We start from the raw sequence: 25,297 nt of genomic DNA, 5'->3' as shown, positions 1-25,297 counted from the left end.
TTTCGGCTCGATTCCGGGGACCGCGCGGCCGGCGCCGGCGCGGATTCGGTCTCCGACTCTCGGATACGTCACGACTCTGGGATACGGCGGGAAGGGGTTCAACGGCCCGGTCCGGAAACTGCCGGGCGGTACGCGGGATGGCCGGAATTCCCCGCCGTCCCGCCGCCCGCGCTGGCAGCTTCCTGCCGCCGCGTCATACGGATGTCACCTCCCCGTACTTATGCCCGCAACAATCCGGCGCCGGCGGCGTAGAGGCCCGCCTGGAACCGGGAGCGGGCGCCGAGCAGCCGCATGATGTCGGCGACGCGGCGGCGGTAGGTGCGGACGGAGATGTCGAGTTCGCGGGCGGCCACCTCGTCCGTGTAGCCCTCGCCGAGCATGCGCAGGATGCGGACGCCGGAGTCCCGGCCCAGGCACTCCTGGAGCCGCTGGTAGCGGGTCAGCGGGGCGGCCCGGTACCAGGCCGTCATGAGGATGTCGTACAGCGCGCGGACCACGCTCGGGGCCCGGACGAGCGACGCCTCGGCGCCGAACACGGTGGCCTCACCGGCCCTGACCAGCGCCACCCGCTGGTCGACGACGGCCGCCGCGTGCCGTACGCCCGCGGCGAGCCGGATCTCCACGCCGTCGAGCAGCGTCGCCAGCCCGGCGAGCCGGGCGTCCGCGGCCAGTTCCGGCGGGGCGAGGATCCGCACCCGGGTGTCGTCCGGGTGCCGGTCGGCCAGCGCCTCCAGCGCGTCGGCCACCAGCCGCAGGGCGTCGCCGGTGGGCGGGACGAGGAGGGTCACCGAGGTCTCCGCCCGGCGCACCAGGCCGATGAGCGCGTCGACGGCGACGGCGCGGTCGCCGATGACCGCGAGGCTCGATTCCTCCAGCGCCCGGATCTGTGTGCTCTGCATCACGGATTCGATGAGCGGGCGCATCCGTAAAAGGACTTGGTCGACGTCTCCGGGTGGTGTGTCGTCGTCCGCCCGCGGGTTCTCGGCGATGTCCCGGTCGCACGGGTCCGGGACCATGTAAAGGGAATTGGGAATACGCATGCACGCCCCAGTGAGTTTCTTTGCATCCCGTCCGGATGGCGGGCTGCGGGCGTGACCGCCGGTAAAGGACCGAAGATGCCGGGGAGGGTCGGGAATTCAACGGTGGCCGCCCCGCCGGACGTCCGGTCCGCCCGCCACTCCCGCCTCTTCTCTCCCCGCCGCCCCCTGCGATCACAACCCTACCGATCGGTAACGCTACATACCGTAGCGTTCGAGCGTCAACGCACCGTAGTGGCCCGACAGTTGGGATTCGGCCAGGCGGCCGACGACGCACCCTTCACCCGGGGTTTTCTTGCGCGCCACGCAAACTTGCGGGGTGCGCACGTTTCTGTAAGGTGAGGGGCATGAGCACCACGGCCGCGGGAACGGCGGCACAGCAGGAGCCCGCCGGGCCGGCGGGGTCGGCGACGGTCCGGTCGACGGGGGCCCGGTCGACGGGGGCCCGGTCGACGGGGGCCCGGTCGACGGGGGCCCGGTCGACGGGGGCCCGGTCGGCGACGGAGCTGCCGGCGACCGGGCTCCGGGAGCGGAAGAAGCGGGCCACGCGGACGGCGCTCGGCCGCGCGGCGCTGCGGCTCGCCGCCGAGCGGGGCTGGGAAGCCGTCCGGGTCGAGGACATCGCGGCCGAGGCCGGCGTCTCCGCCCGGACGTTCAACAACTACTTCTCCAGCAAGGAGGAGGCCGTCATGGCCTCCGGCACCGAACGGGCCGAGCACGTCCGCGCGGCACTGGCCGCCCGCCCGCCGGAGGAACCGCTGTGGGACGCCCTCACGCACGCCTTCGCCACCGCGCTGGACGCGCTCTCCGCCGACGACCCCGGCACCATCCTGCGCGCCCGGCTGGCCCTGACCCACTCCCAGCTGGCCGCGGAACAGGTGCGGTTCGAGGCCGGGATGGCCGCCACCCTGGCCACCGAGATCGCCCGCCGCACCGGCACCGACCCCGAGCGCGACCTCTACCCGCTGCTCGCCGCCACGGTCGCCTTCACCACCACCCGGCTCACCTTCGAGCACTGGGTGCGCACCGGATCCCGTACGCCCGTCGCCGAGGCGGTGCGCCGGGAACTGGAGCGCGTGCGCGTCGACCCCTGACCGGTCCGCCCGCCCGTACGCCCCCGGTATGCCTCGGCACCTCCCCGCGCGCGGCGTCGGCGGAGGGCGCGCGGGGCCGCGGCCTCCGCCGGTACTCCCACGGAACGTCGGCACCACAGCACGTCAGCCACACAGCACGGCACCAGGAGCACGTCACCCGCCCCGAGGGGAACTCCCATGTCCCGTACGACACCCACTGACACGGCCGGCGCCACCGCCGCCCCCACCGAAGAGCCTCAGGGCGTCGCGGCCGGTCCCCCCGACCCGGCCGCCGAGGCGGCGGCCGGGTGGCGCAAGGTCCCGGTGCTGATCGTCGGGCTCACCGCCCTGCTCGCCGCCATGCTGACGGCCTTCGCGCTGCCGGCGATCAACTCCGGGCCGCACGAGGTGCCGATCGCGGTCGCCGGCCCCGGGCCGCTGGCCGACCGGGTCGCGGACCGGCTCGCCGAGGCCCGGCCCGGCGCTTTCCGCGTCACGAAGGTGCCCGACGCGGCTGCCGCCCGGCAGCGGATCGACGACCGGGACGCGTACGGCGCGGTGGTCCTCGGCGCGACGCCGGGCGACAAGCCCGAGGTGCTCGTCGCCACCACGGCCGGCCCCTCCGTCGCCGCCACCCTGCGCGCCCTCGCGCCGTCCCTCGACCCGTCCGCGCCCCGACCCTCCGTCGCCGTGCACGACCTGCACCCGCCGACCGACGACGACCCCAACGCGGCGGGGCTCGCCGCCGGCGCCCTGCCCCTGGTCCTGGGCGGCTACCTGGCGACCGTCGCCATCGTGATGCTGCTCCGCCGGCCGGCCCAGCGGGCCGCCGCCTCCCTCGGCTTCTCCGTGCTCGCCGGCTTCGTCCTCAGCGCCGTGCTCCAGTACGGGTTCGGGGTGACGGACGGCGACTACGCGCTGATCGCCCTGGCGGTCACCTTCAACACGGCGGCCACTTCCGTCACCATCATGGGGTTGCACGCGCTGCTCGGGGGGCCGGGGCTGGGCCTGGGCGCCGCCATGATGATCTTCCTTGGCAATCCGCTGTCCGGTCTCGCCTCCGGGCCGGAGTGGCTTCCCTCCGGGTGGGGGACGTTCGGGCAGTTCCTGCCGCCCGGTGCGGGTGGCACTCTGCTGCGGTCGACGGCCTTCTTCGATGGCGCCGGGTGTGGGCGTGCTCTGGCCGTGCTGTCCTGCTGGCTGGTCGGTGGGCTCGTGGCCTTCGCCGTGGGCTCCCGGCGGGCCGCGGCGGCTGCGACGCCGGCTTCTTGAGCCCCAGCCCCGCCCCTTCACCGTTTCTTGCGGGGGCTGCGCCCCCGCACCCCCGAAGCGCGCTGCGCGCGCGGTCCTGAGACGCCGGACGGGCTGAAACGCCCGCCCGGCGGGTCAGGGGCTCACCCCTCCAAGAACGCCACCACCCGAGCCGGCGCCGCACTCGTCCCCGTCAGCTTCAGCGGGAAGAACCCGACCATGAACCCGGTCGCCGGAAGCGCCCCCAGATTCACCAACTGCTGGACGATGAACGCCTCCTTGTCCTGGATCGCGTAATGCCCGTCCCAGATGTGCCCGGGATCGCGCGTCTCCTCAAAAGCCCGCCGCATCGCCGGAATAGGCCGGTCCCACCCGATGGCGTCCGTGCCCAGCACGGTGGCCCCCAGCCCGGTGAGGTACCGCGTCCCGGCCCCGGACATGCCCGGATAGGCGAAGTACTCGGGATCGCCCAGCCGGTACCGCTCCTGCCCGGTCCTGACGAGCACCGCGTCCCCCGGCTCGACGTCCCGCCCGGTCGCCGCGATGGCCTGCTTCAGGGCCTCGACGGGAATGGCCTCACCCGGCTTCGCCCAGGGCCGGACGTCGAGGACCATGCCCGGCCGGTACAGCTCCTCCAGGGAGATGTCGCTGAGGGTGCGGGAGGGACGGCCCTCGCACATGCGCCCGCTGTGCAGCGGGGCGTCCACGTGTGTCCCGCAGTGGGTGCTGATCTCGTGCATGACCTCCCCGGCCGGGCCCTCGCGCCCGGGCAGGTCGTCGGGGTCGCACCCGAAGGAGGCGACCATGAAGTCCCGGCCCCACTCGTCGTGCGTGTGGTAGTCCATGCGCGGGGCGACGACCAGCGCCAGGTCCGGCATGCTCTCCGGGACGAGGTCGAGGTCACGGGGGTCGATGGGGGAGGTGAGGTCGACGATGCGGCTCATGTCGCGGTACCAGCTCTCCGGTTGTCGGCTTCCGGGGGCCGGCCGATCAGCCCCCGCAGTTCGGTCTTGAGCACCTTTCCGTAGCTGTTCTTGGGCAGCGCGGCCACGAACAGGAAACGGCGCGGCCGCTTGAAGCGGGCCATGTGGTCGAGGCAGTGGGCCTCCAGGGCGGCGCCGAGGTCACCGGTCGCCGCGCCGCCGTCGGCCCGCACCACGAAGGCGACGGGCAGTTCCCCCCACTCGGGGTCCGGCGCGCCGACCACCGCGGCCTCGGCCACCGCGGGATGGCGCAGCAGGACCTCCTCCACTTCCCGGGGGTAGATGTTGGAACCCCCGGAGATGACCAGGTCCTTGGCCCGGTCGACGAGGGTGAGGAAGCCGTCCGCGTCCAGCCGGCCCAGGTCGCCGGTGTGCAGCCAGCCGCCGCGCAGCGTACGGGCGGTGGCCTCCGGCGCGTTCCAGTAGCCGGACATCACGGTGGCCCCGCGGACCAGCACCTCGCCGGTCGTCCCGGCCGGCACGTCACGCCCGTCCGGATCCGCGACCCGTACCTCGACGCCGGTCCGCGCCCGGCCGACGCCCGCCAGCCGGCGCCCGAGCGCCTCGGGATCGTCCCCGGCGTGGTCCTCGGGACGCAGGTGGGTGATGGTGCCGGGCGACTCGCCCTGCCCGTAGCCCTGCCACAGCCGTCCGGGGCCGAAGCGGGCGACGACCCGCTCCAGGTCCTCCCGGTACATCGGCGCGCCGCCGTAGAGGACGCGGTGCACGCGCGGGACGAGCGCGTCGGGCAGCAGGTCCGGGTCGAGCAGGCGGCGCAGGATCGTCGGCACCGCAAAGAACGTGACCGGCCCGAACGCGCGCAGCGCCTCGGCCAGGGTGTCCGCGGTGACCGCGCCGCCCCGGGGGAAGACCTGGGCCCGGCCGCGCGCCACGTGGGCGAGGCCGAAGAGGCCCCCGGCGTGCGACATCGGGGCGATGTGGAGCATCGACGCGTCGACGCCGTCCCCGATGTCGGCGAGCGCGCTGTCGGTGGCGGCCCGGAGGTTGCCGTGGGTGAGGGTGGCGCCCTTGGGGCGGCCGGTGGTGCCGCTCGTATAGAACAGCCACGCCGGCGCGTCGGCCGCCACCTCGGCGGGCGGTCCGGGCCGCCCGGCGGTCCCGGAGAGCTCGTCGACGGCCACCAGCGCGGCCGGACCGAGCCCCTGCCCGCCGAGCGGGCCGGCCAGTTCGCCGGTGGCGACGCAGACCCGCGCGCCGCAGTCCTCCACCAGCTGCGCGAACTCCCGCGGATGCAGCCGGGCGTTCATGGGCACCGCCACCAGCCCGGCCCACCAGACGCCGAACAGCACCTCCGGATAGAGCGGGGTGTTCCGCATGGCCAGCGCCACCCGGTCGCCGGGCCGCAGGCCGTACTCGCCGAGGAGCGCCCCGCCGATCGCGGCCGCCCGCCCGGCGAGTTCCCGGTAGTCGCGGACGACGTCCGCCCCCTCGCACACGGCGGGCGCGTCCGGCGCCTCGGCGGCGGCCCGGTGCAGCAGGTCCGCGACGTTGGCGCCTCCGGCCGCGCCCTCGGGCGCGCCGGCGCCCGGCACCGCCCTCACGCCCATCACCGGCCCGGCGTCCGTACCCGGCCCGGCACCCTGCGCCCTCGCGCCGCCCGGCACGGGCCCGTCCCCCGCTGCCCCGTTCCCCACAGTCCCGCCCCTCACGGCCGCCTCCCCGGTGCCTCCAGGACGACCACCGCCGCCGCGGCCTCCTCGAAGCCCAGGAAGCCGCCGCCGTTCTCGGCGACGCCGATCCGGGCGCCGGGGACCTGGCGGTCGCCGGCCTCGCCCCGCAGTTGGGTGACGAGTTCGTGGATCTGGCCGACGCCGGTGGCGCCGACGGGGTGGCCGTTGCTCTCCAGGCCGCCGGAGGTGTTGACCGGCAGCCGGCCGCCGAGGGCCGTCTCGCCGCGTTCGGCGGCGTGCGCGCCCTCCCCGGCCGGGACCAGGCCCAGCGCCTCCACTTGGAGCACCTCGCCGATGGCGGTGGCGTCGTGGACCTCCGCGAGCGAGACGTCGGCCGGGCCGAGCCCGGCCCGTTCGTAGGCGGCGGCCGAGGCGAGGCGGGTGATCCGGCGGGCCTCCTCGTCGAGCGTCCGGCCGGTGCCGGAGGCGACGACGCTCGCCCGGATCCGTACCGCCCGGCCGGCGCCGAGCCGGCGGGCCGCGGCCGGCGAGCAGACCAGGGCGGCCGCGGCGCCGTCCCCGATGGGCGCGCACATCGGCTGGGTCAGCGGCGGCACGATGGTCCGCGCGGCCAGTACCTCGTCCACGGTGAGCGCCTCGCGGCGGGCGGCCCGCGGGTTGAGGGCGCCGTGCCGCCGGTTCTTGGCGGTGACGGCGGCGAGCCGGCGCGGGGTGAGGCCGGGGTGGCGGCGGCGGTAGTCGGCGGCGAGCGCGGCGTAGACGTCCATGAACACCGAGCGCCGCCCCGCGGGCGCCGTTTCCGCCCCGGCCGCCTCGCGCAGCGCCTTGAGCCCCTCCTCCCACCGGGCGACGTCGAGTCCGCCGTGGAAGGCGGCGCCCAGCCGCTCCTCGTCGGCGCCGTACATCCGCTCGGCGCCGACGGCGAGGACGACGTCCGCCTCCCCGGCCCGGACCGCGGTGGCCGCCAGGTGGACGGCGGCGGTCCCGGAGGCGCAGGCGTTCTCGACGTTGAACACCGGGACGCCCGCCATCCCGGCGTCCCGCAGCGCCACCTGCCCGCGCACCAAGTGCTGCCCCTCCAGGGCGCCCTGGGTGGCGTTGGCGAAGAACACCGCCTCCACGGCGGCCGGTTCGACGCCGGCGTCGGCCAGGCAGAGGGCGAGTGCCTCGCCCGCGAGCGCGCCGACGGTCCGGCCGGGGAACCGGCCGTACGCCGTGCGGCCGACGCCGAGCACGTACGCGTCGCTCATGACCGGCCCGGGTCCGGCGCCGCGGGCACCCGGACGGTGTTGCGGAGCACGCCGATGCCCTCGACCTCCAGCTCCACCACGTCCCCGTCCGCCAGGTGCCGGCCGAGGTCGAACCCGGTGCCGGACGGCACGGTTCCGGAGCCGAGGACCTCCCCGGCGTGTACCGCGCGGTCCCGGCTGAGGTGCACCACGGCGTCCTCGAAGCTGTGCTCCATCCCGTCGGTGGTCCCGCGCGACCACTCCTCGCCGTTGACCCGGGCGGTCATGGTGAGGGAGTACGGGTCGGGGAGCTCGTCGCGGGTCACGATGCAGGGCCCCAGGGTGTTGGAGCCGGCGAAGTCCTTGCCCTCGCACGGTCCGACGCCGGCCCGCATGAGGACGGCCTGGAGGTCGCGGGCGCTCCAGTCGTTGAAGACGGTGTAGCCGAAGACGTGGGCGGGGGCGTCGGCGGGCTTCACGTCCCGGCCGGCCCGCCCCAGCACGGCCGCGAACTCCAGCTCGAAGTCCAGCTCCCGGGCCCCGGCGGGCGCGGTGATCTCGGCCTCCGGCCCGCTCACGCAGAGGTGGTCGGCCGTGTAGTACATGACCCGCTCCCGGAACAGCGGGCTGAGGTCGAACCTCCCGCTGGCCATCAGCTCCTCGAACGCGGCGGCCGGGTCCTCGGCCGTCGCGGCCTGCCGCCGGGCCAGCTCGCGCAGCCCGCTCTCCAGGTGGGCGATGAACAACCCGCAGTCGCGCAGCCGTACCGGGCGGGGCAGCGGTGCCAGCAGCCGGAGCTCGTCCCGGGCGCGGACGGCCTCGCCGGGCCGGCGTTCGCACAGCTCCCGCGCCCGGTCCAGGCCGGCCTCGCCGGACTCGATCAGGGCCTGGAGCGAGGCGAGGCGCGGGTCGTCGGGCGCGGCGGCGGTGAGGTCGAGGACGGCGCCGTCCGCGGCGTCGCCGTCCAGCAGGACGCCGGCGTGGGGCCGGCCCGGCGGGGGCAGCCCGGCGGAGTGCTTGCCTACGAACGTGATCAGGCGCATGACGGCTCCGATCGTGCGGTCGGTGGTCCCGGGCGGACGGACGGGTGCACGGGGAGGCCCGGGGATGGCGTGAAGACACCGGCACGGGGCCGGCGCTGAGCGGTACGGGAAGACGTGCGGCTCGGAACGTGTCCCGCCACTTCTGCGGTGCGAGCCGCCGTGCGCCAGGGCATTCAAGGTCCCCGGCTCCGCTCACCCGCGAAAACTGGACGGTGGTCCAATCGTTGAACGCCCGGCACAGACCGTCAAGTGGTGTGCAGGAACCGGTTTTCCGGACACGGGACGGAGAACCGGGGCTCCCCGGCCCTTCGGCGGCCGGTACCGCCCGTGGAACAATCCCCGCATGACTGGTCGTCGTGAGGAGTCCGCCCGGGAGAGCCGCCGGCGGCTGCTGGAGGCGGCGACGGAACTGGTCGCCGAGGGCGGCCCGCGGGCCGCCTCCGTGCAGGCCGTCGCCGACCGCGCGGGCATCAGCCGGGGCTCGGTCGCCTGGCACTTCGGCTCCAAGGAGGGCCTGATCGTCGAGGTGATCGGGCAGGCGTTCCGCAGCGCCGAGGAGGAGTACCGCCGGGTGCTCCCGGAGTCCGGGCCGCTCACCTTCGACGCCCTGCTCGACGCCCACCTCTCGGTGGTGGACGCTTCCTGCGGCCGGGTGTTCGCGACGGTCCTGCCGGAGGTCATGGGCGGCCCCGGGCCGCTGCGCGACGCCTATGTGAAGGGCTACGAGGGCACCCGCCGGGTCTGGGTCGGCTACCTGGAGCGGATCACCGCGGGCACTCCGGGACTGCCGGACGCCAAGAGCCTGGCCTCGCTGGTCTTCGGCAGCGGCGTGGGGGTGAACACGCTGCACGGCCTCGACGGCCTGGTGGACCGGGCGGAGGCGTTCGCCGCGCTCAGGACCCTCTTCGAGCTGGCGGGCGGCGGACCGGCGCCGGACGCGCGGGCGTAGGGCGCGCAGGCGTAGGGCGCGCGGGCCGAAACCACTGGCCGGACGGCCGGAGCGCGCCCGTCGCCGGGCACACGCGCCCGCCCACAGGCGAACGGTGAACGTGCGGATGTGCCCGGAGCCGGACTCGAACCGGCACGGCCCGAAGGGCCAGCGAGGTTTAAGCTCGCCGTGTCTGCATTCCACCATCCGGGCGGGCCCTCGGGCCACGCGTGCATCGCGGACGCGCGCGCGGGTTCCCTCGAGGAGAACAGGATGAGCCTATCCGGGTGGCGCCCCCCAAACAGCGGAACACTGACCAGAGGTTGTCTTATTTTATGGGCAACTGAGGAGCTGTCAGTGCAGCAATGACGCCATAGGCACATGCCAGCGGCCGATCCATCCCGTTCACCACCCCACCCGGGCACTCTCACGGAATTGTCGCAATCTCGACTCCCGTCGCCCCCCTCCGTCACCACGCGGTCACCGCACTCCCCCCGATCCGGTGCCGCCCGGGCCCCACTCCCCGGGCACCCTCATACCGGAGGATGACCCCGCCCCCCGTCCGTACCTCTGGAGTGGGGCCCGGGAACGGGAGCCTGGTCTGATCCGTACGGGGCAGCCGGACAGGACCATGGAAACACGTCCCGATCCGCGTCCCGACAGGAGTGCCCTCCCGTGACCACCAGCCCCTACGGCGCCCCGACCGCCGTCCGCACCGCCGAGGTGGCGGCCCGTGCCACGGATCTCACCAAGGTCTACGGCCAGGGCGAGACCCAGGTGGTCGCCCTGGACGCCGTCTCCGTGGACTTCCGCAGGGCCGAGTTCACGGCGATCATGGGCCCGTCCGGCTCGGGCAAGTCCACGCTGATGCACTGCATGGCCGGCCTGGACACGGTCTCCGGCGGCTCCGCCCGGATCGGCGACACCGAGCTCACCGCGCTCAACGACAAGAAGCTCACCCAGCTCCGCCGCGACAAGATCGGCTTCATCTTCCAGGCGTTCAACCTGCTGCCCACGCTCAACGCCCTGGAGAACATCACGCTGCCGATGGACATCGCCGGCCGCAAGCCCGACCGGCAGTGGCTCGACACCGTCGTGGACACCGTCGGCCTCTCCGGCCGGCTCAAGCACCGCCCGAACCAGCTCTCCGGCGGCCAGCAGCAGCGCGTCGCCGTCGCCCGCGCCCTCGCCGGCCGCCCCGAGATCATGTTCGCCGACGAGCCCACCGGCAACCTCGACTCCCGCTCCGGCGCCGAGGTCCTGGGCTTCCTGCGCAACTCCGTGCGCGAACTGGGCCAGACCGTCGTCATGGTCACCCACGACCCGGTGGCCGCCTCCTACGCCAACCGCGTCGTCTTCCTCGCCGACGGCCGCATCGTCGACGAGATGTACGAGCCGACCGCCGACGCCGTCCTGGACCGCATGAAGGCGTTCGACGCCAAGGGCCGGACCAGCTGAGCCAGCCCGCGCCCGCGCCCGCGCCCGCCCCCGACTCCCAGGACACCTGACCCGATGTTCCGTACCGCCTTGCGCAACGTCCTCGCGCACAAAGCCCGGCTGCTGATGACCGTCCTCGCCGTGATGCTCGGCGTGGCCTTCGTCTCCGGCACCCTCGTCTTCACCGAGACCTTCTCCAACGCCCTTCAGAGCAGCTCCGAGAAGGGCTACGCCGGCATCGACGTCGCGGTCCAGCCGCACGTCGAGGACCGCGACAAGAGCAAGCCCGGCGAGGCCCCGCTGCTCACCCAGCGCCTGCTGGACAAGGCCGCGAAGGTGCCCGGCGCCGCCTCGGCCACCGGCTCCGTCGACGGCCACGCCTACCTCGCCGGCAAGGACGGCGAGCTGGTGGGCCAGGGCTTCTCCCGGGCCGGCTCCAACTACTTCCCCGGCAAGGACGGCAAGGACGCCCGCTACCCGCTGACGTCCGGCCGGGCGCCGCAGCGCGCCGGCGAGATCGCCGTCGACACCAAGACCGCCGAGCGCGCGGGCTTCAAGGTCGGCGACACCGTCCGGATGTCCGTCCGCGGCCCGGTCCTCAACCAGAAGATCACCGGCGTCTTCACCACCGACAAGGGCCAGGTGACGGCCGGCGGCACGCTCACCCTCTTCGACACCGCCACCGCCCAGAAGCTTTTCACGAAGCCGGGCCGGTTCAACCAGATCGACGTCAAGGCCGCCCCCGGCACGTCCCAGGACAAGCTGAAGGCCGAAGTCGACAAGATCCTGCCGCGTGACGCCGAGGCCACCACGGGCAAGAAGCTCGCGGACGACGAGGCCGAGATGATCGCCCAGGGCATGGACGGCGTGAAGACCGGTCTGCTGGTCTTCGCCGGCATAGCCCTCTTCGTCGGCGTCTTCATCATCGCCAACACCTTCACCATGCTGGTCGCCCAGCGCACCAAGGAACTCGCCCTGCTCCGCGCCGTCGGCGCCAGCCGCCGCCAGGTGACCCGCTCGGTGCTCGTCGAGGCGTTCGTCGTCGGCGCGGTCGCGGCCGTCGCCGGTCTGCTGGCCGGCATCGGCATCGGCGCCGGGATGAAGGCCCTGATGCCCGGCGACACCATGCCGGACGGCCCGCTGGTCATCCCGCCGTCCGCGATCGTCTCCTCCCTCGCCGTCGGCATCCTGGTGACCATGCTCGCCGCCTGGCTGCCGGGCCGGCGCGCCGCGAGGATCCCGCCGGTGGCCGCCATGAACAGCGTCCACGCGGTGGCCACCACCAAGTCCCTGGTGGTCCGCAACACCATCGGCGCGCTCCTCACGGCCGCGGGCGCCGCGGTCTCCGTCACGGCGGGCGACGAGGCCGGCCTGGGGGTCGGCGCGGGCCTGCTGCTCATCGGCGTCTTCGTGCTGACGCCGCTGCTCTCCCGCCCGCTGATCGCCGCCGCGGGACCGGTGCTGCGCCGCTTCGGGATGCCCGGCAAGCTCGCCGGCCAGAACGCGGTCCGCAACCCGCGCCGCACCGCCGCGACCGCCGCCGCGCTGATGATCGGCCTCACCCTGATCACCGGCCTCACGGTCATCGGCGGCAGCGTCCAGAAGGCCGTCGACAAGATGGCGGCCGACTCGCTGAAGGCCGACTACGTGGTCGTCATGGCCAACATGAACGACCTCTCCCCCGACATCGCCCGGAAGCTCGCCACGGCGCCCGGCGTCACCGCCGTCAGCGCCCTGCGCGAGTCGCCCGCCCGCATCGACGGCGACCACGAGTACCTGACCGGCGTGGACGCCGCGAGCATCGGCAAGCTCACCCACGTCGACTTCACGTCCGGCTCGTACGCGGCGCTGTCCCAGCGGCAGCGGGTGATCGTGGACGACTCGACGGCCAAGAACCACCACTGGAAGGCCGACTCGTCCTTCGAGGTCACCTACGAGGACGGCAAGAAGGGCCGGCTGACCGTCGGCGGGATCTTCAAGGGCAACGACATGCTCAAGGGGATCATGGTCGACCACCGGACCCTGAACCCGCACATGCCCGACCTCGTCGACCGCCAGGTCCTGGTCAAGACCGACAAGGGAGCGAGCGCCCCGGCCAAGAAGTCGCTGCGCAAGGCCCTCGGCGACAACCCGGCCATCAAGGTCCAGGACAAGGACGACATCTCCCGCGAGATCGCGCAGATGATCAACATGATGCTGAACATCCTCTACGGCCTGCTCGCCATGGCGGTGATCGTCGCGGTGCTGGGCGTCGTCAACACCCTCGCCATGTCGGTCTTCGAGCGCCAGCAGGAGATCGGCATGCTGCGGGCCATCGGCCTGGACCGCGGCGGCATCAAGCGGATGGTCCGCCTGGAGTCGCTGGTCATCTCGCTCTTCGGCGGAGTGCTGGGCATCGTCCTCGGCGTCTTCTTCGGCTGGGCCGCGGGCGAGCAGATCGGCACCAAACTGGCCACCTACGAGCTGACCCTGCCCTGGGGCCGGATGGGCGTCTTCCTGCTGCTGGCCGCTCTGGTCGGCGTGCTGGCGGCGCTCTGGCCGGCCCGCCGGGCGGCGCGGCTGAACATGCTCTCCGCCATCAAGGCCGACTGACGGCCGCCACCGCCCGCTGGGCCCGGCTCCACGATCGGAGCCGGGCCCTCCGGCGTCTCAGGCCCGCCACTCCCGGGTGCGCAGCGGCAGTCCCGGATCACCGGATCCGGGGGTCCGTACGGCCAGCACCTGGTTGACGCCGATCCGGTTGCGCTCGAAGGACAGCGCCGAGGCGGCCATGTAGAGCCGCCACACCCGGGCCCGGCCCGGCGAGGTCAGCCGCACGGCCTCGTCCCAGCGCGCCTCCAGGTTGGCCACCCACTGCCGCAGCGTCAGCGCGTAGTGCTCGCGCAGCGCCTCCACGTCCCGGACCTCGAACCCGGCCTCCTCCAGCTGCGCCACCGTGCGTCCGACGGGCGCGAGTTCGCCGTCCGGGAAGACGTAGCGGCCGATGAACTCGTCGACCCGGTACGCCTCCTCGTCCCGCAGCGGCCGGCGGGCGATCTGGTGGTTGAGCAGCCGGCCGCCGGGCCGGAGCAGGGCGTACAGGTCGGCGGCGTACTCGGCGTAGCGCTCGCGGCCGACGTGCTCGGCCATGCCGACGGAGGAGATCGCGTCGAAGGGCCCGTCGGAGATCTCGCGGTAGTCCTGGACGCGGATCTCCACCCGGTCCGTCAGCCCGGCCTCGGCGATCCGCTTGCGGGCGTAGCCGGCCTGCTCCTCGGAGAGGGTGATGCCGACCGCGCTCACCCCGTACTCGCGGGCGGCGTGCAGCACCATCGAGCCCCAGCCGCAGCCGACGTCGAGCAGGCGGGTCCCGGGGGCCAGGCCGAGCTTGCGGCAGACGAGGTCGAGCTTGGCGCGCTGGGCGTCCTCCAGGGTGCCCTCGGGCTCCCAGTAGGCGCAGGAGTAGACCATCGAGGGGCCGAGGACGAGCTCGTAGAAGGCGTTGCCGACGTCGTAGTGGTGGCTGATGGCCTGCCTGTCGCGGCGGAGGCTGTGCAGTCGGCCGGACGTCCTGCGGGCCTCCTCCGGGGGCGGCGCGGGCGGCGCCCAGGGCCGGGCCAGCCGCAGCAGCTCGCGGCCCGCGGAGCGCGTCACGGGGTCCCGGAGGGCGGCCAGCGCGGCGGCGGGGCCGGAGCGGCGGGCGGGTTCCTCGCCGCGCTCCCAGATGGACTCGGCGAGCAGGTCGAGGGCCGCGTACAGGTCGCCCTCGACGTCGAGGTCCCCGGCCACCCAGGCACGGGCGAGGCCGAGCTCGCCCGGCTTCCAGAGCAGGCGGCGGAGGGCGCGGCGGTTGCGGACGACGAGCACCGGCCCACCGGGCGGACCCGCCTCGCTGCGATCCCAGGCGCGGAGGCGGACCGGGAGCGGCGCCCCCAGTACCTGTTCCGCGAGGTCGGCGAGCCGTCGGGCGGCCTGGGCCATGTCGCACACCTCCGTGATGCAGTGTCAGGAGATCCGGAAAGGACGGTCAGAAGATTGATTCATCTGACACCTAAACACCGGCGAGCGGTGCTGTAGTCCTTCCCTGCGGAAGTGCGTCACCTTCGCGCCAGGGCCCGGAAATCGCCACGACGGCCGAGCACGGGAGCGCGCGACGGCGTGCGGGTACGCCGAAGGGCGCCCACCCCACGGATTTGGTGGACGCCCTTGAGCTGATGCCGCCTGTACCGCCGGCGGGAGACTCAGCCGGCCTTGGCCTTCTGGGTCGGGACCGCGTCGGCCGGCCGCGGAGCGGGCTTGGCGGCCTCGTAGAACTCCTCGCGGGGGTTCTCCATGGCGCCGAGCGAGACGACCTCGCGCTTGAGGAACATGCCCAGCGTCCAGTCCGCGAAGATGCGGATCTTGCGGTTCCAGGTCGGCATGGCCAGACCGTGGTAGCCACGGTGCATGTACCAGGCGAGACGGCCCTTGAGCTTGATCTTCATCTTGCCCATGACGATCATCGCGACGCCCTTGTGCAGGCCGAGACCGGCGACCGCACCCTTGTTGGCGTGGCTGTACTCCTTCTGCGGGAAGCCCCGCATGCCGGAGACCACGTTGTCGCCGAGGACCTTGGCCTGGCGCAGCGCGTGCTGGGCGTTCGGCGGGCACCAGGCGTTCTCGTTGCCCGCCTTGCGGCCGACGAGGTCCGGGACCTGGGCGTTGTCGCCCGCGGCCCAGATGTAGTCGGTGCCCTGCACCTGGAGGGTCGCCTGGGTGTCCACGTGGCCGCGCGGGCCCAGCGGCAGGCCGAAGCGGGCCAGCGCCGGGTTGGGCTTGACGCCCGCGGTCCACACGATCGTGTTGGCGTCGACCTCGAGGCCGTTCTTGAGCACGACGTGACCGTCGACGCAGGAGTCCATGGACGTCGAGAGGTGGATCTCCACCCCGCGGCTCTCCAGGTGCTCCTTGCCGTACTGGCCGAGCTTGGGGCCGACCTCGGGGAGGATCTTGTCGGCGGCGTCGACCAGGATGAAGCGCATGTCCTCGCGCTTCACGCTCCGGTAGTGCTTGGCCGCGTCGCGGGCCATGTCCTCGACCTCACCGATCGTCTCGGCGCCGGCGAAGCCGCCGCCGACGAAGACGAAGGTGAGCGCCTTGCGGCGGATCTCCTCGTCGGTGGTCGAGTCGGCCTTGTCCAGCTGCTCCAGGACGTGGTTGCGCAGGCCGATGGACTCCTCGATGCCCTTCATGCCGATGCCGTTCTCGGCGAGGCCGGGGATCGGGAAGGTACGGGAGACCGCGCCCATCGCGATGACCAGGTAGTCGAAGGGCAGCTCGTAGGCCTCGCCGACGAGCGGCGCGACCGTGGCGACCTTGCGGTCCTGGTCGATGGTGGTGACGCGGCCGGTGAGGACCTCCGCCTTGGGGAGCACACGTCGCAGCGGCACCACGACGTGACGCGGCGAGATGCTGCCGGCCGCTGCTTCGGGGAGGAAGGGCTGGTACGTCATGTACGAACGCGGGTCGACGACCGTGACGGTCGCCTCGCCGTACCGCATCTTCTTCAGGATGCGACGCGCCGCATACAGGCCGACGTACCCACCGCCTACTACGAGGATCCGTGGACGCTCCGTGGTGCTCATGATTCGAGTATCCAGCACACCCCGAAGGGGTGCTCGTGCGCCCCTTCACAAGACGCGGGGCGCTGTCTGCTACACTGCGCCGCCCACGTGACCGACGCCATACTCTCCCCAGGGAACCACCGGGCCCTGAAACGCGTTGACCACCCCCGCTGAGCTGGACTTGTAAGCCGCGACGCAACTGGACCACTCGGTTCCGCCGCCCTGCCCAAACGTTCCTTCTCCCCTGACGAAGCAGGCCCGTTCACGCTCATCCGGGCCCACTCGGCCCCGGATGGGGGCCGATCGGCACTGGACCGGCGTTCCAGTCCCTCATTTTCATGTGAAGGATTTCACGAACTTTTTCCCCGGGCGGGCGACGACCCGTCCTTGCGGTTCACTTCAGCCCGCCTGGACACACCCGTAACAGACCCCAGAGGCCGGCCGCCGACCGTCAGTCCAGCCCCGCCAGAACGTCCACCAGCACACGCCCCTCCCCCGCCCCGCGACGCAGCAGCAGCGCCGCCACCGCGTGCAGCTCGCCCCACGCATGCGGACGCCCGATCTCCGCGGCGTCCCGGACCACGGCCAGCGCCGCATCCACCGCCGCTTCGGCCTCCCCCGCCCCCGCGTAGGCATGCGCGAGGCAGGCCCCGTACCAGGCCCTGTCCCGCCGGAAAGCTGGCGCGAACCCGGCGAGCCCGGCCACCAGGTGATCAATGGCGCTCGCCCAGTCCTTCAGATGCAGATCCGCCATGCCCCGCTGCGCCGAGAACCAGGACTCGCCGTAGAAGTAAAGCCAGGGCGGAGCGTCTCGCGCCTCCCGGATGACCCGCTGCGCTTCCTCCAGATTGCGGTAAGCGCCCCCGCGGTCCCCGTCGAGAGCACACCCCCGTCCCGCCATCTGCAGCGCCATGGCCCGCGTCGCCCGACTCGCCCCGGCCGTCCCCGCCGCCGCTTCCGCGAGCCTGACGCATCCGCGCCCCCGGCTCCTCGACCAGGCGAGATGGGCCTTCATGCTCATGGTCGTGGCCGCCAAGTCGCCGTACCCGGCCTCCAACGCCCAGTCGTAGGACCGGTCGAACCAGCCCAGAGCCAGCGGGGTGTCGTCCTGATCCTGCGCCATCCATGCCAGGAACTGCGCGTACTCCGCCATCAGCTTCACCAGCCGGTCCGCGAGCGGCCCCCGCGCCTGGTCGTACAGGCCGGCCACCCGCTCGAACTGCGCGGCCACGACCCCGGCCATGACCCGTGAACCGAGCGTGTCCTCGGCCCGGCGATGGGAGGCGAGCAACCTCTCCATCGCTTCAAGCGAGGCCGCGTCCAAGCGCACCCGGCCGTCCCCGACCCGTCGCAGCCGTTCCCCCGCGGGGTCCGCGACCACCTCCGGCAGCACCAGCGACGGCAACGGCAACTCGGCCTTCGCGCCACCCAGCAGCTCGGCCGGAACACCCAGCCCCCGGACGATCCGCTGTCGCACTTCGGCCGACGTCACCGCCCGCCGCCGGTTCTCGATCGCGGAGACGTCAGGCTGCGACAGCCCCACCCGAGAACCGAGCTCGCTCTGCGTGGCCCGGGTCAGCACCCGCCACCCCCTCAACAACGCCGCCCAGTCCTCGACCGCGGCGGCGGCCCGTAACCGTGGGTGCGCCCAGACGTCCGGCTCCGGCTCCATGGCCGAAATATACGGCGGCCGTATATGGCCTGGCGGTGGATCAGCGCGACAACCGACCGGCATGGTGAAACCGCACCACCGGACGACGAGCGCACGGGCTCGGCCACAGACGCTCGGACAGCCCGTCAGGTCACCCCCGCGCGGCACCGACCGGGGCCGTCCCACCGACAGACTTCCCTCCCGCACGAAAGAAGAGCCATGCCACCCGCATCCCCCGCCCTGGGCCTCGCTCACATCACCGACGTCCACGGGCGGCTTCTGATGCCGAAGGGAGCGGACGGCGGTTGGCGGCTCCCCGGCGGGCCGGCCCTGCCGGAGGAATCGGCGCGGAACGCGATGACCTACCACGTACGCCGGGACCTCCGGCTCCGCGTCGAACCGCGCTTCCTTCTCGGCGTGGAGCCGGTCCCCGGCACCGCTTCCACGGCCTACCTCTTCGCGTGCGAAACCCTGGACGCCGATGACATCGCGCGCATCAGACTTCCGGAGGGCGCGGCCCGCTCGACCGTCGTGGCGCTGGCCTTCGTGGACTACCCCGGCCTCACCGAGGGCGTCAGCCCCCACGAGCACCGGCTCATCGCCGAAGCCGGCGCGGCACTCCTCAGGAGGGCACGTCCGGATCGCCCGGCGTCCGCCGGCGGCAGCCAGGACTGACCTGATCCCGGCAGGACCGGCCGGGACCGGCCCGCCGCCGTGACCGCACCGGCGTCTCTACGGACAGCGGATTCGCGAAACCCACCGCCGGCTGAGCTGCCCATGACGAGGGACCCGGTCCTCGTGTTCCGAGACCCCACGCAGCGGGAAGCGACGCACCCGGTCAGACGGCCTGCCCGTTCTTCCCGGCCTCTTCTGCCGTTTTCCAGGCGATGCCGTCCAGAATGTCGTGCTCGCTCACCACGACGTCCTCCGCCCCGATCCGCTCCATCAGGCACTGGAGCACCAGGGCGCCCGCCGCGATCACGTCCACGCGGCCCGGGTGCAGGACCGGGATCGCCGACCGCTCCTCGTGGGTGGAGGTGAGGAGGCGGGACGTGACCTCGCGGACGCGGGCGAGGGGGATGCGGGCGTGGTGGATGGCCGTCGAGTCGTACTCGGGGAGGCCGAGGGCGATGGCCGCCACCGTGGTCACCGAGCCGGCCAGGCCGACGAGGGTGCGGGCCTCGCGCAGCGGGACGGTCCGCTCGGCGAGGTCGAGGGCGGCCTCGACGTCGGCCCGTATCGCGGCGATCCGCTCGGGCGACGGCGGGTCCACCACCGCGCCGTCGGCGACGAGGTGACGTTCCGTCATCCGTACGCAGCCGACGTCCACGCTGCGCGCCGCCCGCACCCGGTCGTCGCCGACGACGAACTCCGTCGAGCCGCCGCCGATGTCGACCACCAGGAAGGGACGGTCGAGGTCCGTGCGGCCGGTGAGCTCCTTGGTGGCGCCGGTGAAGGAGAACTCCGCCTCCAGGTCACCCGTGATCACCTCGGGCTCGACGCCCAGGATGTCCACGACGCCGGCCACGAACTCCGCGCGGTTCTTCACGTCCCGGGACGCCGAGGTGGCGACGAACCGGACGCGCTCCGCGCCGTGCGCCCGGATCACCTCGGCGTACTCCCGGCACGCGGCGAACGTCCGCTCCAGCGCCTCCGGCGCGAACCGCCCGGTGCGGTCCACGCCCTGGCCGAGCCGGACGATCGTCATCCGCCGGTCGAGCTCCTTGAACCCGCCGGTGGCGGGGTCGAGATCGGCGACGAGCAGACGGATCGAGTTCGTACCGCAGTCGATCGCGGCAACGCGGGTCATGCGCACTCCAACGGTCAAAGGGAGGAAGAGGGACTAGTCCTCGGTGCCGGACGGCTCCGACGCGCCGCACGGCGTCACGCACGGACCCTTGCGCCACCACTCCGGCAGCATCGCGATCGTCTCGTCGCCCAGCGGGTTGACGCCGGGACCGGCCGCCAGCGAGTGCCCCACCAGCACGTGCAGGCACTTGACCCGGTCCGGCATGCCGCCCGCGCTCGGGAAGCCCTCCAGCACCTCGATCGCGTCCCGCCGGCGGATGTAGTCCTCGTGCGCGGCGCGGTACGCGGCGGCCAGCTCCGGGTCGCTCTGCAGCCGGGCGCTCATCTCCTTCATCACGCCCTCGGCCTCCAGCGTGCCGATGGCGGAGGCCGCGCGGGGGCACGTCAGGTAGTACAGCGTCGGGAACGGCGTGCCGTCCTCCAGCCGCGGCGCGGTCTCGACGACGTCCGGGTTGCCGCAGGGGCAGCGGTGGGCGATCGCCCGCAGGCCGCGCGGCGGGCGGCCGAGCTGCTCCTTGAACGCGGCGATGTCCTCGTCGGTGGGCTGGGTGGGCTCGGTCTGGGGAGGAGGGGTTTCCATGTGCTCGCTCGTGTCGGAGGGTCGGGAGAGGGGGAAGTGATCGAAGAGAGTGGAGGGGCGCCGCCCGTCAGCGATGCGCCGCGCGTCAGCGATGGGCGTCCGAGGTGTCCACGCCGTCCCAGAGGTTGACGTACCACGGCCGGTCGGCGGCGCCCTGGTCGCGGCGGTGCCGCGCGTTGCCGCTGCCGTCCACGACCGTGTAACCGGTCTCGCCGGGCCGGACGTAGTGCAGGTGCTCGCGCGCCAGCCGTTCCACGTACGCCGGGTCCTCCAGCCGCGCCTTCTCCTCGCGCAACCGCTTCACCTGCTCCTTGGCCTGCTCGGAGCGGTTCCGCTGGTCGTCGATGTCCGAACGCTGGGTGACCCACTGGCGCATGGGGTAGGCCAGGGCGACGATCAGCGAGCAGACGACGAGCGCCAGCAGCGCCGCGCGGCCGGTGAGCCGGCTGCGCCGCGGCGGACGGGTGCGCCGGGCCCGGGCGTCCGGCCCCTGGACGAGGACCGAGCCGATCGCCTTGAGCCTGGTCGCGGTGGAGAACCGTTCCGCCGCCACATCGCCTCCCCGCTGCCGGCTTCACCGAAGCCGGAACGCATGCCAAAACCGTCCCCGGCCACGGTACGGGACCGTGGCCGGGGACGGGGTGAGGCGTGAGGCTTTGTCAGCCTCGCACGCGCACTGCCGGAGGTGCGGCTCAGCCCTGGCGGAAGCGCGGGAACGCGCTGCGGCCGGCGTACACCGCGGCGTCGTCGAGGATCTCCTCGATGCGCAGCAGCTGGTTGTACTTGGCGACGCGCTCGGAGCGGGCCGGGGCACCGGTCTTGATCTGGCCGCAGTTGGTGGCGACGGCCAGGTCGGCGATGGTGACGTCCTCGGTCTCGCCGGAGCGGTGCGACATCATGCACTTGAAGCCGCTGCGCTGGGCCAGCTCGACGGCGTCCAGGGTCTCGGTCAGCGAACCGATCTGGTTGACCTTGACCAGCAGGGCGTTGGCCGCGCCCTCCTCGATGCCGCGGGCGAGACGCTCGGGGTTGGTGACGAACAGGTCGTCACCGACGAGCTGGACCGCGTCGCCGAGGCGCTCGGTGATGGTCTTCCAGCCGTCCCAGTCGTCCTCGAACAGCGGGTCCTCGATGGAGACCAGCGGGTACGCCGCGACGAGCTCGGCGTAGTAGTCGGTCATCTCGGCGGCGGTACGGCTCTGGCCCTCGAAGGTGTAGGCGCCGTCCTTGTAGAACTCGGACGCGGCGACGTCGAGCGCGAGCGCGATGTCCTGGCCGGGGGTGTAGCCGGCCTCCTTGATGGCCTCGAGGATGAGGTCGAGGGCCTCGCGGTTGGAGCCCAGGTTCGGGGCGAAGCCGCCCTCGTCGCCGAGGCCGGTGGACAGGCCCTTGCGCTTCAGGACGGCCTTGAGGGTGTGGTAGACCTCGGTGCCCCAGCGCAGCGCCTCGGAGAAGGACTCGGCGCCGATCGGCGCGATCATGAACTCCTGGATGTCCACGTTGGAGTCGGCGTGCGAGCCGCCGTTCAGGATGTTCATCATCGGAACGGGCAGCAGGTGCGCGTTCGGGCCGCCGAGGTAGCGGAAGAGGGGGAGGTCCGACGCCTCGGAGGCGGCGTGCGCGACGGCCAGGGAGACGCCCAGGATGGCGTTGGCGCCCAGGGAGCCCTTGTTGTCGGTGGCGTCCAGGTCGAACATGGCCTGGTCGATCAGGCGCTGCTCGGTGGCGTCGTAGCCGACGAGCTCCGGGCCGATCTGCTCGATGACGGCCAGCACGGCCTTCTCGACGCCCTTGCCCAGGTAGCGGTTCTTGTCCCCGTCGCGGAGCTCGATGGCCTCGAAGGCACCGGTCGAGGCACCGGACGGCACGGCGGCGCGGCCGGTGGAGCCGTCGTCGAGGCCGACCTCGACCTCGACCGTGGGGTTGCCTCGCGAGTCGAGGATCTCGCGAGCTACGACGACGTCGATGGACGGCACGAGGGTCTCCTTCGTGTGTGTCTGGGTACTCCAGCGTTCTGCAGCACGAGCCTAACGGGCGCCGGAGGGTCCACCGGCCCCCGGAGCGCCACCCCGCCGGAAAAATGGCACAAACGCCGAGATCAAGGGACGAATGGTCGGGCTGTTCGCTCAACGGGGAACCGCTGCGGGAACCGTCGGGAGGAGTTCCGAAAGGGTGTGGCGGGCGTGGTCGTCGCGGCGGCCTGTCACGGAACGCGCGCGGAAACGGCGGAGCCCCGCTCCGATGCGGCCCGGGGGGGATCGGTCGCATGGGAGCGGGGCGGTTCCGCTGCGGCCCGGGAGCGGTGCTCCCGGCCGGTGGTACGCGTGGTGCGGCGCTACGGGCGGCGGTGTCCGGCCGTGGCCGCACCGCGCGCCCGCGGGGCCCGGCCGCGGCGTACGGCGTCCGGGCCCGGAAGGGGCCTCAGCTCAGGTGCAGCTTCTGGCCGGGGAAGATGAGGTCGGCGCTCTCCACGACGTCCTTGTTGCGGTCGTAGAGCTTCTCCCAGCCGCCCTTGACCTTCTTGGCCTCGGCGATCTTGGCGAGGGTGTCGCCTTCCTTCACCTCGTACTCGCCGTCGCCGATCTTCACGGTCTTCGGAGCGGCGTGCTTCGGCGCGGCCGGCTTGGCGGCCGGGGCCTCCTCGGCCTGCCGCTGCGGGGCGGCGTGCTTCGGCGCGGCCGGCTTGGCGGCCGGGGCCTCCTCGGCCTGCCGCTGCGGGGCGGCGTGCTTCGGCGCGGCCGGCTTGGCGGCCGGGGCCTCCTCGGCCTGCCGCTGCGGGGCGGCGTGCTTCGGCGCGGCCTTGCGCTCGCTGCGGTCGGCGTGGCTCTGGCCGGTCGAGCGCTGGCCCGAGGTCGACTTGGAGACGACCTTGCCGGAGCCGGAGGTGTCGACGTCGGCCTTGGCGCCACCGGCCGTCAGACCGCCGGCACCGGCGCAGCCCCAGGCACCGGGGCCCTGCATGGCGAGCAGCTTCTCGGCGACGGCGATCTGCTGGCCCTTGGAGGCCAGGTCGGCGCGCGGGGCGTAGGCGGTACCGCCCGCGGCGGCCCAGGACGACTGCGAGAACTGCAGACCGCCGTAGTAGCCGTTGCCGGTATTGATGTGCCAGTTACCGCTGGACTCGCACTGGGCCACGCGCTCCCAGGTGTCGACGGAGGCGGCGTGGGCGGAGGTGGCCATCATCAGCGGGGCGGCGACTGCGGCGCCGGTGACACCCGCGAGCGTGGCGATGCGGACGGCCTTGTTCGGACGACGGTGCTTGCCCTTGGACATGACTCGGTTTCCTCACCGGCGCCTACGAGGTGAGCTGTCGGGTTCGGGCGTGAGTTGCCCGGCCCGGTGGCTCGCGCTCACCAGGCTTCACCCCAAGCCGTTCCGGTACTCCGGTCGTTGACCGATGAACCGTTCCGGCGACCTACCGTGGTTCCCCCGCTCCTGCCTACGGCGCTTGCGCGACGACTCCCCCGGCCGTCGGCAGGATTCGGCGTGACGACCGTGGTGCTCGCGATGGCGAGCGATGAAGACGGTAAGCACAGACGGCCGATGGGTTCAAACCCTCCTTTTCAGCCACCGTCTGCTCGGCCCACCCCGGGGAACTCACTGTTTCCGCAGGTGGGAATGGTTTCTTGAGTTTCTGACGAGCCGTCTCCGCGCCGATGTCAACGAGACCCATGTCTCACTTTCGTCCGGAACGGACATTCGACGCGAACTCCCCCGCTACTTCTTCAGTTCGAGCTGCTGACCGGGGTGAATGAGGTCCGGGTCGGATCCGACGACCTTTTTGTTGTCCTGGTACACGCGGTGCCAGCCGCCCTCGACCCTGTGCTGCTGCGCGATCTCTGACAGGCTGTCACCGGGGCGCACGGTGTAGTCGTGCGCGGCCGACGCGTCCGCACGCCCGCGCTCGACGCCGCGCGACGCGCGCTCGCCGGCGGAACCGGACGGCTCCGCGCGGTGCTTGCCCGTCCCGGCACCGTCCGCGCCGTCCGCACCACCGTCCGCACCACCGTCCGCGCCGGCGCGCTCGCGCTCGCCGATCGTGCCGGAGGCGGAAGTTCCGGACTGCGCGCCCGTGCCGGAGTCGGCTTGTGAGTCGGCCTTGTGGTCGTCCTTGTCGCCGCTCTCGGGGTCGGCCTTGTCGCCGGTCTTGCCGTCGCTCTTGTCATCGGTCTTGCCGTCCGGCTTGCGGTGCTTGCCGCCGGAGGACGAACCGGTGGACGTGTCGCGGCCCTCGCCGGTCCGCTCGCCCTTGTCGGTCGACCGGTCGGAGGAGGTGTCCTTCCCGGCGGACGTGCCCGACGTCGTCCCGGACGCCTCGTCGGACGCCTTCCGGTCGGTCTTGCCCCCGGCCTTGCCCCCGGCCTTGTCCCCGGCCTTGCTCTCGCCCTTGCCCTCGGCCTTGTCGCCGGACTTGCCCTCGGCGCTGTCGGACGACGTGTCCCGCGTCCGGCCGGAGTCGGACTTCCCGGACGCCCCGGAGGACGAACCGGAGGACCGCTCGTGCGACGGCCCCTCGACGGCGTCGTGCGGCATGCCCGGGTTCACCTCGGGCGCCCGGCCGTCCTTGGCCAGGTCGGACTTGACCGCGCAGGCGGGCCAGGCGTACGGGCCGCGGGCGTCAAGAATCCGCTGGGCTACGGCGATCTGCTGGGCGCGGCTGGCCTGGTCGGGGCGCGGCGCGAACTCCGTCCCGCCGTACTGCTTCCACACCTCGGGAGTGAGCTGCAGTCCGCCGTAGAACCCGTTGCCCGTGTCCGCGCTCCACAGGCCGCCGCTCTCGCACTGGGCGACGCGGTCCCAGGTGGGGGCGTCCGCGGCGTCGGCGGTGGTGGCGCCGAGCAGGGGCATGGCGATTCCGGCGCCCGTCACGCCCGCGGCGACGACCACGGCGGGCAGTTGACGGGGACGACGATGTCGGCCTTTCCCGGAGAGCATGCGATCACCTCTCGTATGGCTGCCGACCGGCTGCTGACCGCCGCCGATCGGGTGGCTGCTGAATATGACGGCAGAAGATAGCCACGCCCTTCAGGAGCCACAACCCA

The 25,297-nt window shown here is 73.0% G+C and carries 20 protein-coding genes, 1 tRNA gene and 1 riboswitch; of the genes, 6 read left to right on the top strand and 15 right to left on the bottom strand.

Annotated elements, in window-relative coordinates; genetic code table 11:
- Window positions 1–218: 218 nt before the first annotated feature.
- Window positions 219–1,040, bottom strand: a complete 822-nt coding sequence (locus JNW98_RS06695; RefSeq protein ID WP_223767147.1) for a helix-turn-helix transcriptional regulator — start codon at window positions 1,038–1,040, stop codon at window positions 219–221.
- 344 nt (window positions 1,041–1,384) lie between these two features.
- Between JNW98_RS06695 and JNW98_RS36520 the strand changes: the two genes are divergently transcribed.
- The gene (locus JNW98_RS36520) at window positions 1,385–2,131 is read left to right on the top strand and encodes a TetR/AcrR family transcriptional regulator (protein ID WP_308015504.1); all 747 of its coding nucleotides are present in this window, start codon (window positions 1,385–1,387) and stop codon (window positions 2,129–2,131) included.
- Window positions 2,132–2,308: 177 nt separating this feature from the next.
- The gene (locus JNW98_RS06680) at window positions 2,309–3,382 is read left to right on the top strand and encodes a hypothetical protein (protein WP_223767146.1); all 1,074 of its coding nucleotides are present in this window, start codon (window positions 2,309–2,311) and stop codon (window positions 3,380–3,382) included.
- A gap of 122 nt (window positions 3,383–3,504) precedes the next feature.
- On the opposite strand, the gene JNW98_RS06675 is transcribed toward JNW98_RS06680, so the two are convergent.
- The 4 genes from JNW98_RS06675 to JNW98_RS06660 all read right to left on the bottom strand — a co-directional run bounded on the left by JNW98_RS06675 (window position 3,505) and on the right by JNW98_RS06660 (window position 8,268).
- Window positions 3,505–4,305: a cyclase family protein gene (locus tag JNW98_RS06675; protein WP_223767145.1), complete on the bottom strand. Its 801-nt coding sequence runs from the start codon at window positions 4,303–4,305 to the stop codon at window positions 3,505–3,507.
- The gene (locus JNW98_RS06670) at window positions 4,302–5,906 is read right to left on the bottom strand and encodes an AMP-binding protein (RefSeq protein ID WP_223767144.1); all 1,605 of its coding nucleotides are present in this window, start codon (window positions 5,904–5,906) and stop codon (window positions 4,302–4,304) included. Before JNW98_RS06670 ends, JNW98_RS06675 begins: the two co-directional genes overlap by 4 nt.
- Window positions 5,907–6,010: 104 nt before the next feature.
- Window positions 6,011–7,246, bottom strand: a complete 1,236-nt coding sequence (locus JNW98_RS06665; protein WP_223767143.1) for a thiolase family protein — start codon at window positions 7,244–7,246, stop codon at window positions 6,011–6,013.
- Window positions 7,243–8,268, bottom strand: a complete 1,026-nt coding sequence (locus tag JNW98_RS06660) for a fumarylacetoacetate hydrolase family protein (RefSeq protein WP_223767142.1) — start codon at window positions 8,266–8,268, stop codon at window positions 7,243–7,245. The genes JNW98_RS06665 and JNW98_RS06660 overlap by 4 nt, the downstream gene beginning before the upstream one ends.
- A gap of 343 nt (window positions 8,269–8,611) precedes the next feature.
- On the opposite strand from JNW98_RS06660, the gene JNW98_RS06655 reads away from it, so the two are divergent.
- The gene (locus JNW98_RS06655) at window positions 8,612–9,217 is read left to right on the top strand and encodes a TetR/AcrR family transcriptional regulator (RefSeq protein WP_223767141.1); all 606 of its coding nucleotides are present in this window, start codon (window positions 8,612–8,614) and stop codon (window positions 9,215–9,217) included.
- Between the two features lie 109 nt (window positions 9,218–9,326).
- Here the strand turns inward: JNW98_RS06655 and JNW98_RS06650 are convergent.
- Window positions 9,327–9,409 (bottom strand) — tRNA-Leu (locus JNW98_RS06650).
- Window positions 9,410–9,871: 462 nt separating this feature from the next.
- Between JNW98_RS06650 and JNW98_RS06645 the strand changes: the two genes are divergently transcribed.
- Window positions 9,872–10,654 (top strand): ABC transporter ATP-binding protein, encoded by a 783-nt coding sequence (locus JNW98_RS06645; RefSeq protein WP_223767140.1) that lies wholly within the window; start codon window positions 9,872–9,874, stop codon window positions 10,652–10,654.
- A gap of 54 nt (window positions 10,655–10,708) precedes the next feature.
- Window positions 10,709–13,225 carry an ABC transporter permease gene (locus JNW98_RS06640; protein ID WP_223767139.1) on the top strand — a complete coding sequence of 839 codons (2,517 nt, stop codon included), beginning with the start codon at window positions 10,709–10,711 and terminating at the stop codon, window positions 13,223–13,225.
- Between the two features lie 57 nt (window positions 13,226–13,282).
- Here JNW98_RS06640 and JNW98_RS06635 read toward each other — a convergent pair whose 3' ends face one another.
- The 3 genes from JNW98_RS06635 to JNW98_RS06625 form a co-directional block, all read right to left on the bottom strand.
- Entirely contained in the window at window positions 13,283–14,593 is a 1,311-nt protein-coding gene (locus JNW98_RS06635; protein ID WP_223767138.1) for an SAM-dependent methyltransferase, read from the bottom strand.
- Window positions 14,594–14,853: 260 nt separating this feature from the next.
- Complete coding sequence (locus JNW98_RS06630; RefSeq protein WP_223767137.1) at window positions 14,854–16,236, bottom strand: NAD(P)/FAD-dependent oxidoreductase; 1,383 nt, start codon at window positions 16,234–16,236, stop codon at window positions 14,854–14,856.
- 430 nt (window positions 16,237–16,666) lie between these two features.
- On the bottom strand, window positions 16,667–17,887 hold the full coding sequence (locus tag JNW98_RS06625; protein ID WP_223767136.1) for a helix-turn-helix domain-containing protein: 1,221 nt from the start codon (window positions 17,885–17,887) through the stop codon (window positions 16,667–16,669).
- A 198-nt stretch (window positions 17,888–18,085) separates the two neighbouring features.
- On the opposite strand from JNW98_RS06625, the gene JNW98_RS06620 reads away from it, so the two are divergent.
- Window positions 18,086–18,541, top strand: coding sequence for an NUDIX hydrolase (locus JNW98_RS06620; RefSeq protein WP_223767135.1), 456 nt, complete (start codon window positions 18,086–18,088; stop codon window positions 18,539–18,541).
- Between the two features lie 163 nt (window positions 18,542–18,704).
- Here JNW98_RS06620 and JNW98_RS06615 read toward each other — a convergent pair whose 3' ends face one another.
- The 6 genes from JNW98_RS06615 to JNW98_RS06590 form a co-directional block, all read right to left on the bottom strand.
- Window positions 18,705–19,676 (bottom strand): Ppx/GppA phosphatase family protein, encoded by a 972-nt coding sequence (locus tag JNW98_RS06615; protein WP_223767134.1) that lies wholly within the window; start codon window positions 19,674–19,676, stop codon window positions 18,705–18,707.
- 33 nt (window positions 19,677–19,709) lie between these two features.
- Window positions 19,710–20,255: a DUF501 domain-containing protein gene (locus JNW98_RS06610; RefSeq protein ID WP_223767133.1), complete on the bottom strand. Its 546-nt coding sequence runs from the start codon at window positions 20,253–20,255 to the stop codon at window positions 19,710–19,712.
- Window positions 20,256–20,340: 85 nt separating this feature from the next.
- Window positions 20,341–20,808: an FtsB family cell division protein gene (locus tag JNW98_RS06605; RefSeq protein WP_223767132.1), complete on the bottom strand. Its 468-nt coding sequence runs from the start codon at window positions 20,806–20,808 to the stop codon at window positions 20,341–20,343.
- Between the two features lie 139 nt (window positions 20,809–20,947).
- Window positions 20,948–22,231 carry a phosphopyruvate hydratase gene (eno, locus tag JNW98_RS06600; RefSeq protein ID WP_223767131.1) on the bottom strand — a complete coding sequence of 428 codons (1,284 nt, stop codon included), beginning with the start codon at window positions 22,229–22,231 and terminating at the stop codon, window positions 20,948–20,950.
- 445 nt (window positions 22,232–22,676) lie between these two features.
- Window positions 22,677–23,528, bottom strand: coding sequence for a LysM peptidoglycan-binding domain-containing protein (locus tag JNW98_RS06595; protein WP_223767130.1), 852 nt, complete (start codon window positions 23,526–23,528; stop codon window positions 22,677–22,679).
- A 4-nt stretch (window positions 23,529–23,532) separates the two neighbouring features.
- A riboswitch (cyclic di-AMP (ydaO/yuaA leader) is annotated at window positions 23,533–23,712 on the bottom strand.
- A gap of 260 nt (window positions 23,713–23,972) precedes the next feature.
- The gene (locus tag JNW98_RS06590) at window positions 23,973–25,190 is read right to left on the bottom strand and encodes a transglycosylase family protein (protein ID WP_308015503.1); all 1,218 of its coding nucleotides are present in this window, start codon (window positions 25,188–25,190) and stop codon (window positions 23,973–23,975) included.
- Window positions 25,191–25,297 lie beyond the last annotated feature (107 nt).

It is taken from the genome of Streptomyces huiliensis (assembly GCF_020037025.1).
Taxonomy (GTDB): Bacteria; Actinomycetota; Actinomycetes; order Streptomycetales; family Streptomycetaceae; genus Streptomyces; species Streptomyces huiliensis.
Note: the sequence above shows the minus strand (reverse complement) of the source record. Positions and strands in the feature narration are given on the sequence as shown.

Coding starts and splice junctions, on each gene's coding strand:
- JNW98_RS06695 (WP_223767147.1), bottom strand. CDS start 1,040: ATGCGTATTCCCAATTCCCTTTACATGGTCCCGGACCCGTGCGACCGG.
- JNW98_RS06630 (WP_223767137.1), bottom strand. CDS start 16,236: ATGAGCACCACGGAGCGTCCACGGATCCTCGTAGTAGGCGGTGGGTAC.
- JNW98_RS06655 (WP_223767141.1), top strand. CDS start 8,612: ATGACTGGTCGTCGTGAGGAGTCCGCCCGGGAGAGCCGCCGGCGGCTG.
- JNW98_RS06610 (WP_223767133.1), bottom strand. CDS start 20,255: ATGGAAACCCCTCCTCCCCAGACCGAGCCCACCCAGCCCACCGACGAG.
- JNW98_RS06640 (WP_223767139.1), top strand. CDS start 10,709: ATGTTCCGTACCGCCTTGCGCAACGTCCTCGCGCACAAAGCCCGGCTG.
- JNW98_RS06625 (WP_223767136.1), bottom strand. CDS start 17,887: ATGGAGCCGGAGCCGGACGTCTGGGCGCACCCACGGTTACGGGCCGCC.
- JNW98_RS06620 (WP_223767135.1), top strand. CDS start 18,086: ATGCCACCCGCATCCCCCGCCCTGGGCCTCGCTCACATCACCGACGTC.
- JNW98_RS06615 (WP_223767134.1), bottom strand. CDS start 19,676: ATGACCCGCGTTGCCGCGATCGACTGCGGTACGAACTCGATCCGTCTG.
- JNW98_RS06680 (WP_223767146.1), top strand. CDS start 2,309: ATGTCCCGTACGACACCCACTGACACGGCCGGCGCCACCGCCGCCCCC.
- JNW98_RS06590 (WP_308015503.1), bottom strand. CDS start 25,190: ATGCTCTCCGGGAAAGGCCGACATCGTCGTCCCCGTCAACTGCCCGCC.
- JNW98_RS06635 (WP_223767138.1), bottom strand. CDS start 14,593: ATGGCCCAGGCCGCCCGACGGCTCGCCGACCTCGCGGAACAGGTACTG.
- JNW98_RS36520 (WP_308015504.1), top strand. CDS start 1,385: ATGAGCACCACGGCCGCGGGAACGGCGGCACAGCAGGAGCCCGCCGGG.
- JNW98_RS06675 (WP_223767145.1), bottom strand. CDS start 4,305: ATGAGCCGCATCGTCGACCTCACCTCCCCCATCGACCCCCGTGACCTC.
- JNW98_RS06665 (WP_223767143.1), bottom strand. CDS start 7,246: ATGAGCGACGCGTACGTGCTCGGCGTCGGCCGCACGGCGTACGGCCGG.
- JNW98_RS06595 (WP_223767130.1), bottom strand. CDS start 23,528: ATGTCCAAGGGCAAGCACCGTCGTCCGAACAAGGCCGTCCGCATCGCC.
- JNW98_RS06660 (WP_223767142.1), bottom strand. CDS start 8,268: ATGCGCCTGATCACGTTCGTAGGCAAGCACTCCGCCGGGCTGCCCCCG.